The organism is Actinophytocola sp. NPDC049390, from assembly GCF_044466355.1.
Lineage (GTDB): Bacteria > Actinomycetota > Actinomycetes > Mycobacteriales > Pseudonocardiaceae > Actinophytocola.
Genome location: NZ_JBITMQ010000002.1, coordinates 123,968 through 138,883 on the forward strand (window position 1 = coordinate 123,968; position 14,916 = coordinate 138,883).

9 protein-coding genes are annotated in these 14,916 nt (G+C 71.5%); 1 reads left to right on the top strand and 8 read right to left on the bottom strand.

All coding sequences use genetic code 11. From position 1 onward, the window contains the following. Positions 1 to 4: 4 nt before the first annotated feature. From ACIBVP_RS06875 to ACIBVP_RS06890, 4 genes are all read right to left on the bottom strand, one after another. On the bottom strand, positions 5 to 2,800 hold the full coding sequence (locus ACIBVP_RS06875) for a type 2 lanthipeptide synthetase LanM family protein (protein WP_396105051.1): 2,796 nt from the start codon (positions 2,798 to 2,800) through the stop codon (positions 5 to 7). Positions 2,801 to 2,811: 11 nt separating this feature from the next. Further along, the gene (locus ACIBVP_RS06880) at positions 2,812 to 3,009 is read right to left on the bottom strand and encodes a DUF6229 family protein (RefSeq protein ID WP_396105052.1); all 198 of its coding nucleotides are present in this window, start codon (positions 3,007 to 3,009) and stop codon (positions 2,812 to 2,814) included. A gap of 80 nt (positions 3,010 to 3,089) precedes the next feature. Next, complete coding sequence (locus ACIBVP_RS06885) at positions 3,090 to 3,827, bottom strand: BTAD domain-containing putative transcriptional regulator (protein ID WP_396105053.1); 738 nt, start codon at positions 3,825 to 3,827, stop codon at positions 3,090 to 3,092. Positions 3,828 to 4,018: 191 nt separating this feature from the next. After that, positions 4,019 to 4,456, bottom strand: a complete 438-nt coding sequence (locus tag ACIBVP_RS06890; RefSeq protein ID WP_396105054.1) for a DoxX family protein — start codon at positions 4,454 to 4,456, stop codon at positions 4,019 to 4,021. A gap of 120 nt (positions 4,457 to 4,576) precedes the next feature. Between ACIBVP_RS06890 and ACIBVP_RS06895 the strand changes: the two genes are divergently transcribed. Beyond that, on the top strand, positions 4,577 to 5,170 hold the full coding sequence (locus ACIBVP_RS06895; RefSeq protein WP_396105055.1) for a class I SAM-dependent methyltransferase: 594 nt from the start codon (positions 4,577 to 4,579) through the stop codon (positions 5,168 to 5,170). A 122-nt stretch (positions 5,171 to 5,292) separates the two neighbouring features. On the opposite strand, the gene ACIBVP_RS06900 is transcribed toward ACIBVP_RS06895, so the two are convergent. From ACIBVP_RS06900 to ACIBVP_RS06915, 4 genes are read right to left on the bottom strand one after another with little or no spacing between them, the layout of a single operon-like run. Then, the gene (locus tag ACIBVP_RS06900; RefSeq protein ID WP_396105056.1) at positions 5,293 to 10,734 is read right to left on the bottom strand and encodes an amino acid adenylation domain-containing protein; all 5,442 of its coding nucleotides are present in this window, start codon (positions 10,732 to 10,734) and stop codon (positions 5,293 to 5,295) included. Positions 10,735 to 10,738: 4 nt separating this feature from the next. After that, a complete protein-coding gene (locus tag ACIBVP_RS06905; protein ID WP_396105057.1) occupies positions 10,739 to 13,777 on the bottom strand; it encodes an amino acid adenylation domain-containing protein in 3,039 nt (1,012 codons plus the stop codon). Next, positions 13,774 to 13,956 carry an MbtH family protein gene (locus ACIBVP_RS06910; protein WP_396105058.1) on the bottom strand — a complete coding sequence of 61 codons (183 nt, stop codon included), beginning with the start codon at positions 13,954 to 13,956 and terminating at the stop codon, positions 13,774 to 13,776. Before ACIBVP_RS06910 ends, ACIBVP_RS06905 begins: the two co-directional genes overlap by 4 nt. Further along, positions 13,956 to 14,909, bottom strand: a complete 954-nt coding sequence (locus ACIBVP_RS06915; RefSeq protein WP_396105059.1) for a TauD/TfdA family dioxygenase — start codon at positions 14,907 to 14,909, stop codon at positions 13,956 to 13,958. The genes ACIBVP_RS06910 and ACIBVP_RS06915 overlap by 1 nt, the downstream gene beginning before the upstream one ends. Positions 14,910 to 14,916 lie beyond the last annotated feature (7 nt).

The window sequence follows — 14,916 nt, forward strand, 5'->3', positions numbered from 1 at the left end:
TCGGTCATCGTGTCTCCGGGTCGCCGGGCAGCAGCACGGACGGCAGTGTGCAGTCGGGGTGCATGCGCAGCAGTTGGTAGGCGATGCCGCCGGAGCCGGACAGCATGCTGGGCGAGTACACGTCGCGGGCGAGTCCGGTGGTGAGGCCGTTGTTCTCCAGGCTGGTCACCACCGTCGCGGTGAGTTCGGTGCGGTCGGCGGGGCGGGCCGCGGCGAGGAGTTCCCAGGCGCCGGTGTCGCCGTGGCAGAGGGTGTGGGTCCAGCCGAGCCCGCCGTGTTCGGTTGCCGCGACGGCGCGTGCCAGGAGGTCGTCCGCGTGCAGGTCGGCGGCCGCGAGGCCGACGCCGACGGCGCCGTGGCACCAGGCGGCGACGAGGTTGTCCGGGTCGCGGGGGTCGCGCCAGCCACCCTGTTCTGCGTCGTACCAGGTGTTCTCGTAGGCAAGGGCGGCGGCGACGAGTTTGTCGTGCCGGGTGTCGCCGGTGGCTTCGGCGAGACGGGCGAGGGCCCAGGCGATGCCGGTGGCGCCGTGGCCGAAGCCGCCGATGCCGTCGCGCCAGTTGAGGACGGGCCAGCAGGCGTGGCCGTCGGCGGGGCGGAGCGCTTCGGCGGCGAGGCGGTCGCCCGCCCGCACCGCGAGGTCGGTCCACCGGTCGTCGCCGGTGCGGCGGGCGAGCGCGAGCAGCGGCACGATCACACCCGCGGTGCCGGTGACGATGTCCGGTGCCTCGCTGGCGTCGAGCGCCGCGGGCACCTGGTCGGCGAGTTCGAGCGCTTCGGTGAGGTGGTCGAGGGCCAGCCAGCACCAGATCTGGGAGCCGAGGCCGATGTAGCCGCCCACCGGGTCGGGTCTGCGTTTGGTGGTCGTGGCCTGGTCGAGCCAGTACCGCTGGGTGCGGCGGGCGGTCGCGAGCGTGCCGTCGAGGAGCCCGGCCAGTTCCGGGACCTCGTCGGCTCGGCCCGCGGTGACCTCGGTGCGGTAGCCGGCGAGGAGGAGTGCGACGCCGAGGGTGCCGCCGTACAGGTCGGGCGGGAGCGGTGTGGTCTGCCACCCGGACCTGACGAGCACCGGCGCGAACCAGGTGGCGGTGCCATCGTCGCCGCGTACGGCGTGGGCGGCGAGTTCGCGGACGAGTCCGGCGGCGAGGGCGCGGCGTCGGCGGTCGAGGTCACGGGTGTCGGGTTCGGCCGGGGGCATCCGGTGCAGGTCGGGTTCGGTGCCCTGGTTGAGGTAGGCGCTGACGAGTGCGGCGCGGGTGACGCGGCGTTCGAGGTCGAGGTCGCCGGTGCGCCAGCGGTCGAGCGCGAGCGTGATCTGGTCGGTGCGTGGTCCGCAGACGGTGCCCGCGGGGGTGTGCAGCCACCCTTCGGCGGGGGTGGAGGTGAACACGGGGATGTCGCCCGCCCACAGGTCGGCGACCTCCGCGCGGTGGACGTCGGTCCCGGCGGGGCCGCGGGTGTTGGCGGAGTGCTGGGCGAGCAGCGCGACGGCCTTGTCCTCGGCCGCGCTGGGGTCGTGCAGGCCGACGGGGTGCCACAGCATCCTGGCGAGTTCGGCGTAAGCCTCGGAGTCCCGGACGACGACACGGACGACGCAGTCGGCGAACGCGGACAGCAGGGGTTCGAGTCCGCCTGCGTGGTCGAGCGCGGTGATCCGGTCGGCCATCTCCTCGAACCCGGTGAGCACCTCGCCCCAGTAGCGGTGCAGTTGCGGCCGGGGGCTGGGCAGGTTCTCGGCGGGCGGGAGCGGCTGTGGCCGGATCACGATGCGGGCGGTGTCGGTGCCCGCGCCGTCGAGGTCGGGCAGCCCGATCTCGGGTTGTTCGCCGGGGAGCATGCCCATGCCGGACCCGTCGACGCCGCGCCACGCGAGACCGGCGCCGCGGCCGGGCAGCAGGCCCGTGCGCAGGACGGTGCCGTTGAGCAGTTCGGCGGCGATGTCGGTGGCCTCACCCGCGCCGGTGGGCGGGAACGGGGGCCGGGGCGTGAAGACGCTCTCGCAGTCGACGACGACGGGCACGGGGCCCGCGGCGATGATGTTCTCGGCGTGCAGGTCGGTGCCGGCGACCAGGCGCATCACGGCGAGCCAGTGCCCGAGGCCGCGGTAGAAGGCGCGTAGTTCGGTGTCGTCGGCGCAGTGGCGGTGGGTGACGTGTTCGGCCCAGCCGTAGGTGTCGCGGACCAGCACGCGCGGCACGCGGATGGCGTCGGGGCCGTCGGTCAGGGCCGCCACGAGTTCGGCGAGCCGGGCGTCGACGGCGGTGGGTCGCGGCTTGTACATGACGGTGCCGCCCGCGCAGTGCACGGCGGTGACGGCGTGCCCGCCGCGGTGGCTGTCGCCCGCGCCGATGTCGGCCTTGCGCAGCTCGCCGGGGTCGGCGTCGAGGAGGGCACGCAGGTCGGCGCGGTCGGCGGCGAACCGTGCGGCGAAGTCGCCCGCGGCGGCGCACCGGTTGTCGACGACGACGTGCAGGCGGTCGACGAGGCCCGGGTAGCGGCCGTGGAGCCGGTGCCAGAACCCCTCGTAGGCGGCCGTGTCGACGAACTCGGTCCAGCGGCCGCGCGGGTCGGGTGCGGTGAGCCTGCCCGTCATCCTGGCGGCGTTGAGTTCGAGCACGAGCACGCGGTTCACCTTGCGCCGCAACGAGTCCCGCAGCGCGACCTTGGTCGCGTCGAGCACGGCGGCGGTCTCGGTGGCGACGAGCCCGGCGACCCGGGCGAGCCGGCGGGCGAGCCGGTCCAGCGCGGGGTCGACAAGCCAGTCCAGCGTGCGGTCCAGGTCACCGGCCTCGTCAGTCACCGTCGGCCCCGTCAGCAGCAGTAGACGTTGGCGGACGCCGTGCACGACGAACAGCGGCTGCCGGGCGGGTCGCAGGCGACGATGTCGCCCTCCGCGAACTCACCGCTGGCGAACACCGGTCCGGCCGGGTTCTCCATGCCGGGCAGGTCGATGCCCTCCAGCCACCGCGTCACGATCTCCTCCGCGTCGAGGACTGCCCCGTGTGCCATGTGTTTCTCCTTTCTGGTCGGGTCAGGCGACAGTAGGAACCGGTCGCACACGAACCCGCACACGTCCGCGCACACACGCCTCATCCACCCCTGCGGACCAGGTCGTGCAGGTCGGTGACGGCCTGGCTGGGCCGCACCCCCAGCTCGGTGTGGAGCAGGTGGACGAGCCGCCGGTAGCTGTCCACGACCTCGCTGCGACGGCCGGCGGCGGCGAGGGCGAGCAGGAGCTGGTGCCAGAGCCGTTCACGCAGCGGGTGTTCGCGTACGAGTGCCTTGAGCTCGGGCACGAGTGCGCGGTGCTGGCCGAGGTCGAGCCGGACGTCGACGAGTTCCTCGACGGCGGACAGGCGTTCCTCGTCGAGGAGCGTGGCCTGCGGCTGCACCGCGGCGGGCACGGGAATGCCTTCGAGCAGGGGGCCGCGCCAGAGGCTGAGTGCCTCGGTCAGCAGGGCCGCGGCGCGCGCGTCGTCGCCGTCGGCGCGGCTGTTCCTGCCTTCCCGCAACAGTTGCAGGAACCACGAGGCGTCCACGTGGGACGGATCGGCGGCGAGGCGGTAGCCGTCGTCGGTGGTCTCGATGCGGGGTCCGTCGCCGGCGCGGAGCAGCCTGCGCAGTTCGGCGATGTGGGTGCGGAGGTTGGCGGCGGCGGACGGTGGTGGGCGGTGCGGCCACAGCGCGCCGACGAGCCAGTCGACGGCCAGTCGCCGGTTGGGTCGCAGCGCGAACACCCCGAGCAGGACGCTCGCGCTGCGCCGGGACGGCCGCAGGACCAGGTGATTCCGGGCGACCACGGGGCAGCCCAGTACCAGTACCCCCATCCAACACCTCCGGAACAGACCCCGAACCGTCGGATACGACCGTCTGATGGTGAGGGAGAACCGGTGCACCTGGGAGATTCGTGGGAGAGTTTCCGGTTTTCGGCGTCACGGTGTCGGTGCGTGTTCCGCCGACTGGCCCAAACGGGACGGGCCGGGTGACAGCTTCGTCACCCGGCCCGTCCCGCGCGTGGTCAGCGGCGGCGCAGCCGGTCGAGCGCGAACGCGCCCGGTCCGAGGACGCCGATCAGCAGGAAGATCCATGCGAACAGTGCGGCGGGCTCGCCGCCGTTGGGGATCGGCAGCAGCGCGATGGGTTGGTGGACGACGAAGTAGGCGTAGGCCATCGAGCCGGAGCACAGCAGGGCCGCGGGCCGGGTGTAGAGGCCGACCAGGACGAACGCGCCCGCGACGAGGTGGATGACCGATCCCCACCAGCCGGGCCAGCTGAGGAACGGGACGGTGCCACCCATGCCGTCGGTGCCGCCGAACGCACCGAACAGGCCGACGAACCCGTGGAGGACGAAGAGGAACGAGACGACGACGCGGGTGGCGGCGAGGACAGGGGCCTGAAGCCTGGTGACGACCGGGGTGGTGGCGGTGGTGGCGGTGGTGTCGAGCGTGGCGGTCATGGTGACGGTTCCTTCCCAGCGGTGTCGGGTGCCTTCACCAGGTCGTCGAACGGGCCGCGACGGAATCGACACGCTCGGTCCACGATTTTCGGGCGGAGGCCGTCGGCGGATAATGGCGGCATGGTCGAGCAGAGCATGTGGATGCGGAAGGTCGAGGCCGATCCTGGCCATTCCACCTGGTACGTCGAGCGGTTCCGGACGATGGCCCGCAACGGTGACGACCTGGCCGGGGAGGCCCGGTTGGTGGACGCCATGGTCGGGCGCGGCGCCCGCATCCTGGACGCGGGCTGCGGCCCTGGCCGGGTGGGCGGTGCGCTGGCGGCGGCCGGTCACGACGTGGTCGGTGTGGACGTCGACCCGACGCTGATCAAGGCCGCGGAGGAGGACCACCCCGGCCCGCGGTGGCTGGTTGGTGACCTGGCCGAGCTCGACCTGCGGGAGCGGTTCGACGCGATCGTGTGCGCGGGGAACGTGATGACGTTCCTGGCCCCGAGCACGCGGGGCGAGGTGCTCCGCCGGTTCCGGGCGCACGTCCGCGACGACGGCCGGGCGGCGGTCGGGTTCGGCGCGGGCCGGGGCTACGAGTTCGACGAGTTCCTGGCCGACGCGAGGACCGCCGGTCTGGAGCCGGACCTGCTGCTGTCGACGTGGGACCTGCGCCCGTTCACGACGGACGCGGACTTCCTGGTGGCCATCCTCCGCCCAACGCCCTGAAAGACGCTTTCGGGACACGGAACGTCCCGATCCGACCGGTGATCAAGCTCGGTCAGGCACAGAGGATTCTGCGCGGGCCCGCCCGGGCCCGCGCAGCACGTCCGAAAGCGTCTTTGCTGGTATCAGGCCGCCACCGCGGCTTTCGTGCGGGTTTCGCGTTCCTGGGCGCCGATCAGGTCGTCGGGCAGGGAGTCCTCGATCTCGGTGTCGAAGCGGCGCAGCAGCCGGAGGGCGAACCCGCCCGCGGTGACCACGACGAGGGCGAGGCCGAACACGATGTAGGCCAGCCCGATACCGCGCCCCTCCCCTGTGCCGATGAGCGCGCCGACCGTGCCCGCGAGCGCGCCGTCGGCGGCCATGAGCGGTTCAAACAGCGCGGTGGCGCCGGGCGCGAGGAGGGCGAACCCGATCGGCAGGGTGGACCAGGTGATCGTCTGGTTCAGTGCGAACACGCGGCCGTGGTAGCGCTGCGGGACCTTGACCTGGACGAGGGTGGCATAGATGCCCTGGGCGGTGGCCATGGAGGCGGCCATGAAGAACATGCCGCAGAACACGACGACCATGGACGCGTTCAGCCCGATCACGAGGCAGCCGATGGCCGTGCCGAGGTTGAAGACCAGCACGCCGAGCATGCGGCGTTTCTTCGGGCCGCCCCACACCGACATCGCGATGCCGCCGGTGATGGCGCCCGCGGCTTCGGCGAACGCGACCTGCGCCACCTCGGTGGTGGTCGCGAACGCGAGGACCAGCGGGGTGACCAGCACGAGGGCGGGTGCGAGGAACACGTTGCCGAGCGCGAAGTAGGCGAGCATGGTGCGGAACCCGCGGTGGTTCCACGAGTACCGGAGGCCGTTGAGGATCGCGACCATCAGCGGTTCGCGTGGCCGCCAGCCCAGCAGGTCCGGGAACCGGATGAGTGCGAGCGCGACGATGGCGAACACGTAGCTCGCGACGTCGATGAGCAGGATGCCCTCGAGGTCGATGGTCGCGTAGAGGCCGGCGGCGAGCACCGGCATGAGCAGCTGTGCGGTGCCGGTGGACAGTTGCACGATGCCCATCGCGTGCCCGAGGTACCGTTTGGGCACCAGTTGCGGCACGGCGGACTGGAACGCGATCCGCTGGAACGAACCGGCCACTTGGGACAGTGAGACGAGCACGTAGATGTGCCACAGTGCCAGCGAGTCGGTGAACAGCAGCGCTGCGAGGCCGAGCTGGATGCTGCCGGACACGCAGCTCGCGAGCATCATGACGCGTCGCCGGTCGACGCGGTCGGTGATGGCGCCGGCGACTGGGAGGGTGAACACGCCGAACAGCAGCGCGAGCGCCCACAGCACACCGAGGTCGGTGACCGAGCCGGTGCGAGTGTAGAGCCAGATCGGCAGCGCGAACGCGGTCAGCATGGATCCGGTGGTGGACACCAGCTGGCCGACGGTGACGGCGACGAACCGGCTCATGGTGGCCTTGACGGCCGGTTCGGGGGTGCCTGCGTGGGTGGTCTGCGTGGCCCGCAGGTCCCAGGGCGCGTCCTCGCCGCGGGCGGCGCGTTCGAGTGGTTCGGTCTCGCCGCGTTCGATGGCGGGGTGGACGGTGGTGATGATCTCGGCGAGCTCGTCGGCGCGGTACTTCAGGAAGAAGTGGCCCGCCCGGTCGAGGACGACGAGGCCGAGGGTGTCGGACAGGAACCGCCATTCGGCGTACCGCTCGGTGTGGTAGTCGGTGACCGGGTCCTCGGACCCGACGACGGACACGATGGGTGCGGTGAGCTTGGCGGCGTTGCGGTCGAGCAGGCCGGTGAAATAGTCCTCGGACGCGCGGGAGTCGGCGCGCATGTTGGAGATGATGCGGTCGGCCTGCTCGGGGTCGAGTTCGTCGGTGTCGACGCCCATGCTCTTGAGCCAGGCGCCGTAGTGCCGGTTGCTCTTGAGTCGTTCGAGGCGGTTGCGCACGGCGGCGAATACGCCTTTGGGGCGGGCGAACGGGAACATGGCGCCGATGTAGACGACCTCGATGGCCCTGCCCGCGGCTTCGAGTTTGCGGGCGACCTCGGCGGTGATCGCGGAGCCGACGCCGCAGTGGCCGTAGAGGGCGAGCGGGCCGTCGACGCGTTCGAGGATCTCGTCGGCGAGCCTGGTCGTCAGGTCGTCGAACGGGAGTGCGTTCTCGTCGAGGCCGACGTCGTGGCCGGGGATGGCGACGGACCAGAGCGCGTAGTCGTCGGGCAGCGCGTCGGCGAGCGGCTGGTAGACGATGGCGCTGCCGCCGCCGTAGGGCACGCAGACGTAGCTGAGTTTCTTCTTGCCGCGCCCCGGTTTGGTCAGCTCGTAGAGCAGTTTGCGCGGTCCGTCGTCGGTGACCTCGCCGGCCATGAACGCGGCGAGGTCGCGGATCGTGCGGTGGGTGAACAGGTCCATGACGCCGACGGCGCGGGTGCCGGTGCTTTCCTTGCGGACGCGGGCGACGACCTGGGTGGCGAGCATGGAGTGGCCGCCGAGGTCGAAGAAGTCGTCGTCGATGCCGAGGGTGTCGACGCCGAGGATGTCCTTCCAGATCACGGCGAGGAGGCGTTCGGTGTCGTTGCGGGGTTCGACGAGTTCGGCGCTGGCGTCGCGGGTGACGACGGGTGCGGGCAGGGCCTTGCGGTCGAGCTTTCCGTTGGGGGTCAACGGTAGTGCGTCGAGTTCGACGAACGCGGCGGGCACCATGTACTCGGGCAGCGTCTCCTTGAGCGCGGCCTTGAGGTCACTGCCGGTGCCGACGGTGTAGGCGACGAGGCGTTTGTCGCCGGGGTTGTCCTCGCGGACGATCACGGCGGCTTCGGTGACGCCGTCCTGGTCGCGCAGGGCGGCTTCGATCTCGCCGAGTTCGATGCGCAGCCCGCGGAGCTTGACCTGGTGGTCGATGCGGCCGAGGAAGTCGATCGTGCCATCCGGAAGCCAGCGGGCGAGGTCACCGGTGCGGTACAGGCGTTGCCCGTCGGCGTACGGGTCGGGCACGAACCGTTCGGCGGTGAGGGCGGGGCGGCGGTGGTAGCCGCGGGCGAGGCCGACGCCGCCGATGTGCAGCTCTCCCGCGACGCCGACGGGTGTGGGGTTGCCGCGTTCGTCGAGCACGTAGAGCCGCAGGTTGGCGATGGGTGCGCCGATGGGGACGCTGGTGACGTCGCGGAGCGCGGCCGGGTCGCAGTGCCAGGCGCTGACGTCGATCGCGGCTTCGGTGGGCCCGTACAGGTTGTGCAGTTCGCAGTGCGGGAACCGAGTGGTGAACTCGACGGCCGCGGTGTGCGGGAGTTCCTCGCCCGAGCAGATGACGCGGCGCAGTGCGGTGGCGGCTTCGATGCCGTCCTCGCCGAGGAACACGGTGAGCATGGACGGCACGAAGTGGGCGGTGGTGACGGCTTCGTCGACGAGCAGGTCACGCAGGTAGGCGGCGTCCTTGTGGCCGCCGGGTTTGGCGAGCACGAGCCGGGCGCCGGTCTGCAGTGGCCAGAAGAACTCCCACACGGACACGTCGAAGCTCGCGGGGGTCTTCTGCAGCACGGCGTCGGCGGCGGTGAGGCCGTAGCGTTTCTGCATCCAGTCGAGGCGGTTGACGATGCCGCGGTGGGTGTTGGGCACGCCCTTGGGCCGTCCGGTGGACCCGGAGGTGTAGATGACGTAGGCGAGGTGGTCGGCGGTGGTGGGCGGCGGGTTGTGGATGGGCCGGCCCGCCCATTCCTGTTCGTGGTCGAGGATGAGGACGGTGGCGTCGGTGGTGGGCAGGTCGTCGCGCAGGTGGCTCTGGACGAGCACGACGGGTGCGGCGGCGTCGGCGACCATGAACGCGAGCCGGTCGGCGGGGTATTCGGGGTCGAGCGGCAGGTAGGCGGCGCCGGCTTTGAGGACGCCGAGGAGTCCGGCGACGAGTTCGAGTGACCGTTCGGCGCAGACGCCGACGAGAGTGTCGGGGCCGACGCCGACGGCGCGCAGGCGGTGTGCGATGCGGTTGGCCATCGCGTTGAGCTGCGCGTAGTTGAGGCTCTGGCCGTCGAAGGTGACGGCGGTGGCTTCGGGGGTGGCGGCGACCTGTTCCTCGATGATGCCGTGCAGCGTGGCGGCGCTGGGGAAGGCGGCGGCGGTGTCGTTCCAGGTGGTGGTGACGAGCGCGGTCTCGGCGGCGTCCATGATGTCCAGTTCGGACACCCTGGTCTCGGGGGCGGCGACGATCGAGCGGACGAGGGCGCCGAACCGGTCGGCCATGCGTTCCACTGTGGACCGGTCGAAGAGGTCGGTGTTGTAGACGAGCTTGCCCCACAGGCCGTCGGGGATCTCGACGAGGTGCAGTTCGAAGTCGAAGCGGGTGGCGCGCAGTTCCATCGGGGTCCACCGGAACTCGGTGTCCGATTCGGACGCGGCGGTGGAGAAGCGGCCCATCTCGTAGTTCTGGAGCACGAACATGGCCTGGAACACCGGGGAGCGGGACACGTCGCGGGGCAGGCCGAGTTCCTGCACGACCTTGGCGAACGGCACGTCGGCGTGTTCGAACGCGTCGAGGACGCTGCGCTGGGTGGCGGTGAGGAAGTCGGTGAAGGCGGGATCGGCGGACAGGTCGGCGCGCAGCGGCAGCATGTTGATGAACATGCCGACGACGTCTTCCAGCTCCGGCGCGGACCGGCCCGCGTTCGAGGCGCCGACGGCGAAGTCGTGCTGGCGTGCGTGCCGGGAAAGGAAGACCTGGTAGGCGGCGAGCAGCGTCATGAACAGGGTGCCGCCGCCCCGGCGGGACAGGTCGGCGAGCGCGTCGGTGGTGTCGCGGTCGACGGTGAGTTCGACGTAGTCGCCGTGGTAGGTCTGGGTGGCGGGGCGGGGCCGGTCGGCGGGCAGTTCGAGTGGTTCGATGCCGGCGAGCCGGTCCTTCCAGTAGGCGACGTGCCCGGCGGTTTCGGGTCCGGTGAGGCGTTGCGCCTCCCAGACGGCGAAGTCGCCGTACTGGATGGGCATGGTGGGCGGGGTGCCGCCGCGGTAGAGGGTGATGACGTCGCGGAGCATGACGTCGACGGACCAGCCGTCGCCGACGATGTGGTGCTTGGACAGCAGCAGCACGTGGTCGTGCTCGCCGAGTTCGACGAGCAGCGCGCGCAGCAGCGGTCCGTTGGCGAGGTCGAACGGTTCGACGGCGGCGGCGTCGACGAGCCGCTGCGCGTCCGCCTCGCTGGCGGCGGTCTCGATGCGCAGCGGCACGTCGACGTGGTCGTCGAGCACGACCGTGGGCCTGCCGTCGGCGTCGGCGGGGAACCGGGTGCGCAGCGACTCGTGCCGCGCGACCAGTCCCGCCAGGGCCGCCCGCAACGCGGTGACGTCCAGCGGGCCGCGGATCCGCAGCGGCACCGCGATGTGGTACGCGGCCTCGCCGGGCGCGATCTGGTCCATGAACCAGACGCGTTCCTGGGCGTAGGACAGCGGCACGTCCGCGCCGTCGGGGCGGGGCTGGATGCGCCGGGTGGTGTCCGCGTCGTGTTTGCGGAGCCGCTTGGCGAGCAGGGCTGCTCTGGCCGCGCTGCGGTCGGCGGCCTCGGGCAGGGCTGTCATGGTGTTACTCGTTCTCCTTGGCCAGCAGAGCGGCGACCTCGTCGTCGGACATCTCGGCGAGTTCGGCGTCGAGGATGCGTTCGATCTCGGCGGCCAGGTCGGCGACCACCGGGAAGCTGAACAGCGCCCGCATGGGCACGTCGACGTCGATGCGGCCGCGGATCTGTGCCATGGCGCGCATGCCGCGCAGCGAGTTGCCGCCGAGTTCGAGGAAGTTGTCGTGGGCGCCGACCTTCTCGACGCCGAGGATCTCCGTGAACACCTCCGCGACGAGCAGTTCGGCGTCGGTGCGGGGCGCGAGGTAGGCGGGGCCTTCCTGCGCGGTGGGTTCGGGGAGCGCGTCGCGGTCGAGTTTCCCGTTGGGGGTCAGCGGGAGCGCGTCGAGTGTCACGAACGCGGCCGGGACCATGTGCTCGGGCAGGGTGGCCGCCAGTTCGGTGGCGAGCACGTCGAGGTCGGGGCTGCCGACGAGGTACCCGACGAGTGTCTCGTCCCGCAGGAGGACGACGGCTTCGCGGACGTCGGGGTTGGCGAGCATGGCCGAGGAGATCTCCTCCAGCTCGACGCGCATGCCGCGGACCTTGACCTGGTGGTCGGTGCGGCCGAGGTAGTCGAGGGTGCCGTCGCGCCAGCGGGCGAGGTCGCCGGTGCGGTACATCCGCTCCCCCGCCGTGTACGGGTCGGGCAGGAACCGGTCGGCGGTGAGCGCGGGCCGGTTGAGGTAGCCGCGGGCGACCTGCGGGCCCGCGACGTACAGTTCGCCGACCACGCCGGGCGGCACGGGCCGCAGGCGGGCGTCGAGGACGTAGGCGCGCATGCCGGGGATGGGGGTGCCGATGCTGACCGGTCCCGTGGGCAGCTCCTCTCCCGGTGCGATGCGGGCGGCGACGCAGCCGACGGTGGCCTCGGTGGGCCCGTACTCGTTGACGACGGTCGCGCCGGGGTTGGCGGCCCGCCAGTCGGCGAGTTGTTCGGCGGTGAACCCTTCGCCGCCGAGCACGAGGTCGCCGGTGGGTGACAGCGCGGTGTCGAGCAGCGGCAGCTGGCCCGGGGTGGCTTTGAGGAATGCCGGGGCGTCGCCCGCGCGGGCCGCGGGTTCGTCGAGGCCGGCGACGCGGACGGTGCCGCCCGCGGTGAGGGGGCCGAGCAGCGCGGTGACGGTGAGGTCGAACGACACCGGCGAGTGCATGAGCACGGTCCCGGACAGGCTCGGGTACGCGGCCCGCGCGTAGGCCAGGTACGCGGTGAGGTTGCGGTGTTCGACGACGACGCCCTTGGGGCGGCCGGTGGAGCCGGAGGTGTAGATGACGTAGGCCGGGTGCTCGGCGCGCAGGGGCGCGAGCCGGTCGGCGTCGGTCAAATCCGTGTCCACTGTGGACGTTTCGGGTAGCGGGAGGGCCAGTTCGAGTGCCGGTGCGGCGTCGTCGAGCATGAACGCGATCCGCTCGGCCGGGTAGGCGGTGTCGACGGGCAGGTAGCCGGCGCCGGACTTGAGTACCGCGAGGATCGCGACGACGAGGTCGGCGCCGCGCGGCAGCTTCAGTGCCACGAGCGCGCCGGGTCCGGCGCCTTGAGCGACGAGGGTGCGGGCGAGCCGGTTGGCGGCGGCGTTGAGTTCGGCGTAGGTGAGGCTGCGGTCGGCGGCGACCAGCGCGGTGCGGTCGGGGTGGGCGGCGGTCTGCTGTTCGATCAGTTCCGGCACGCTCGCGGCCGGCACGTCCAGCTGGGGGCCGGTGGCCCAGGTGCCGGTGACCAGTTCCGGCTCGTTCTCGGCGAGCAGTGGCAGGTCGGCGACGTGGGTGTCCGGTGCGCCGAGGGCGGCGTCGAGGAGCCGCAGGTAGCGGTCCACGGTGGACTGTGCGGTGGCGCGGTCGAACAGGGCGGTGCGGTAGAGCAGCCTGCTGCGGCCGTCGGTGACGTCGAACGCGAGGTCGTCCTTGGTGGTGCCGAGGGTGACCTCGTCGATCCCGGAGTCGGGGATGTAGTTGAACGCGACCTGGAACACCGGCTGCACGGCGGGGTCGCGCTGCGGGGCGACCTGTTCGACGATCTTCTGGAACGGGGTGTGCCAGTGCTCCATGGCGTCGAGCAGGGCGTCGCGCACGCGCGTGAGGAGTTCGGTGAAGGTGGGGTCGCCGCTGACGTCGACGCGCAGGGCGACGGGGTTGACGAACATGCCGATGAGTGGGGCGAGTTCGGGGAGGTCGCGGCCGCTGGTGGACAGGCCGAGCACGATGTCGTCCGAGCCGGAGAGGCGGGCGAGGAGCGCGGCGTAGGCGGACAGCAGCACCATCTGCGGGGTGGCCGAGGCGTGGCGGCCCAGTTCGGCGACGCGGGCGGGCAGCCCGGTGGGCATGTCGAACCAGATCTCGTCACCGGCGAAGGTGGGCTGGGACGGGCGGGGCCGGTCGGTGGGGAGCGCGATCACGGGGGGTGCGCCGACCAGCCGCTCGCGCCAGAACGCGAGCTGCTGGTCGAGGTCGCTGAGGTGGCCGCGTTGCCAGGCCGAGTAGTCGGCGTACTGGATGGCCAGTTCGGGCAGGCGGGGTTCGCGGGCGTCGACGGCGGCCTGGCACAGCTCGGTGATTTCCTTATGCAGCACGAGGATCGAGTGGCTGTCGAACACGGCGTGGTGGGCGACGAACAGGAGGGCGACGCGGTCACCGGGCATGCGGGCGATCTTGGCCCGCCACAGCGGTGGCTGGTCGAGCGGGATCGGGGTGCGTGCCTGTTCCTGGGCGACGGCGAGCACGTGTGCGCTCGGCTCGTCGGCGCCGGTGAGGTCGACGGTCTCGAGGGTGAACGGCTCGGGTGCGTGGACGACCTGGACGAGTTGTTCGCCGTTGGCGCGCAGGTGGGTGCGCAGCGCTTCGTGCCGCGCGACGACCTGCGCCAGCGCGTCGGTGGCCTGTTCGACGGTGGTGCCGGCGGGCAGGCCTTCGGGCAGGGACACGTTGTAGACCGGCGAGTCGGGGTCGAGCTGGTTGGCGAGCCAGACCCGTTCCTGCGCGTAGGAGGCCGGGAAGGTCCATTCCTGCGTCACGACGACACCTCGCGCAGTGACTTGGGGCGCATGTCGGTCCAGACGGTGTCGATGTGGGCGAGGCATTCGTCGCGGGTGCCGGTGAAGTCGGCGTGGTGCCAGCCGGCGGGCAGGTCGCGGTCGTGCGGCCAGATCGAGTACTGCTCCTCGTCGTTGCGCACCACGGAGAACTCGGTCATCACTGCGCCTCCCCCGGCTTGTGGGCTTCCGCCATGGCGACGGCGATCTTGCGTGCGCCGGTGAACGGTTCGCGGGCGTGCGCGGCGGTCATGTTGTCGACGACGAGGACGTCGTCGCGGTGGTAGTCGAAGCGGGTGGCCGCGGCGCGGTAGGTGGCGCGCAGGTGGTCCATGACGTCGTTCGGGATGGGTTCGCCGTCACCGTAGTAGGTGTTGGTGGGCAGGTCGTCGGCGCCGAACATGGCGAGCAGGCCTTCTTGGAGGTCCTTGGGCAGGGTGGTGACGTGGAAGAACGTGGCGTGGTTGAACCAGCGGGGGATGTCGCTGCCGGGCCGGTAGTGGACGGCGTCGCGGACGGCGGTGGTGCGCAGGCCGTTCTTGCCGCGCCATTCGATGTCGATGCCGTTGTCGGCGCAGTACTCGGCGACCTCGTCGCGGCTTTCGGTGTTGAACACGTGTTGCCAGGTGGTGCCGAAGTCGGGGTGGAAGTTGCGGACGAGCCGCCAGCCGCGGTTCTCGAACTCGCCGCGGACGGCCGGGTCGAGTTCGCGGTAGACCTTGCGGATGTCGGCGAGCGGGGTGGCGCCGAGGGTCTCGGGCGGGGTGACGCAGTAGAAGAACAGCGTCAGGGGCCAGGCGGCCTGGTAGGAGTTCTCGTTGTGGAGGAAGATCTCCTCTTCCGGCGGGTAGTCGGTGGAGGTGTAGACCTTGCCCTTGATCGAGTGCCGGGGTGAGGACCGTTCGGTGTAGGTGAGCGGTTCGCCCGCGAGCGCGCGGACGACCTCGTTGAAGCCGTCGACGCCGCCGATGTCGAACCCGCGCAGCAGCAGGCCGCCGTGTTCGACGAGGGCTGCCCGCAGTTCCTCGCGGCGCTGGGCGATCAGCTCCAGGACGCCGGTGTCGCCGTCACTCTCCACGACGTGCGCCAGGGTGGTGGCGGTCGGGGTACTCATTGTTCTC

Bases quoted from the DNA above. Each gene is read 5' to 3' on its own strand.
- ACIBVP_RS06910 (WP_396105058.1), bottom strand. From the start codon at position 13,956: ATGACCGAGTTCTCCGTGGTGCGCAACGACGAGGAGCAGTACTCGATC.
- ACIBVP_RS06885 (WP_396105053.1), bottom strand. From the start codon at position 3,827: ATGGGGGTACTGGTACTGGGCTGCCCCGTGGTCGCCCGGAATCACCTG.
- ACIBVP_RS06880 (WP_396105052.1), bottom strand. From the start codon at position 3,009: ATGGCACACGGGGCAGTCCTCGACGCGGAGGAGATCGTGACGCGGTGG.
- ACIBVP_RS06895 (WP_396105055.1), top strand. From the start codon at position 4,577: ATGGTCGAGCAGAGCATGTGGATGCGGAAGGTCGAGGCCGATCCTGGC.
- ACIBVP_RS06890 (WP_396105054.1), bottom strand. From the start codon at position 4,456: ATGACCGCCACGCTCGACACCACCGCCACCACCGCCACCACCCCGGTC.
- ACIBVP_RS06900 (WP_396105056.1), bottom strand. From the start codon at position 10,734: ATGACAGCCCTGCCCGAGGCCGCCGACCGCAGCGCGGCCAGAGCAGCC.
- ACIBVP_RS06915 (WP_396105059.1), bottom strand. From the start codon at position 14,909: ATGAGTACCCCGACCGCCACCACCCTGGCGCACGTCGTGGAGAGTGAC.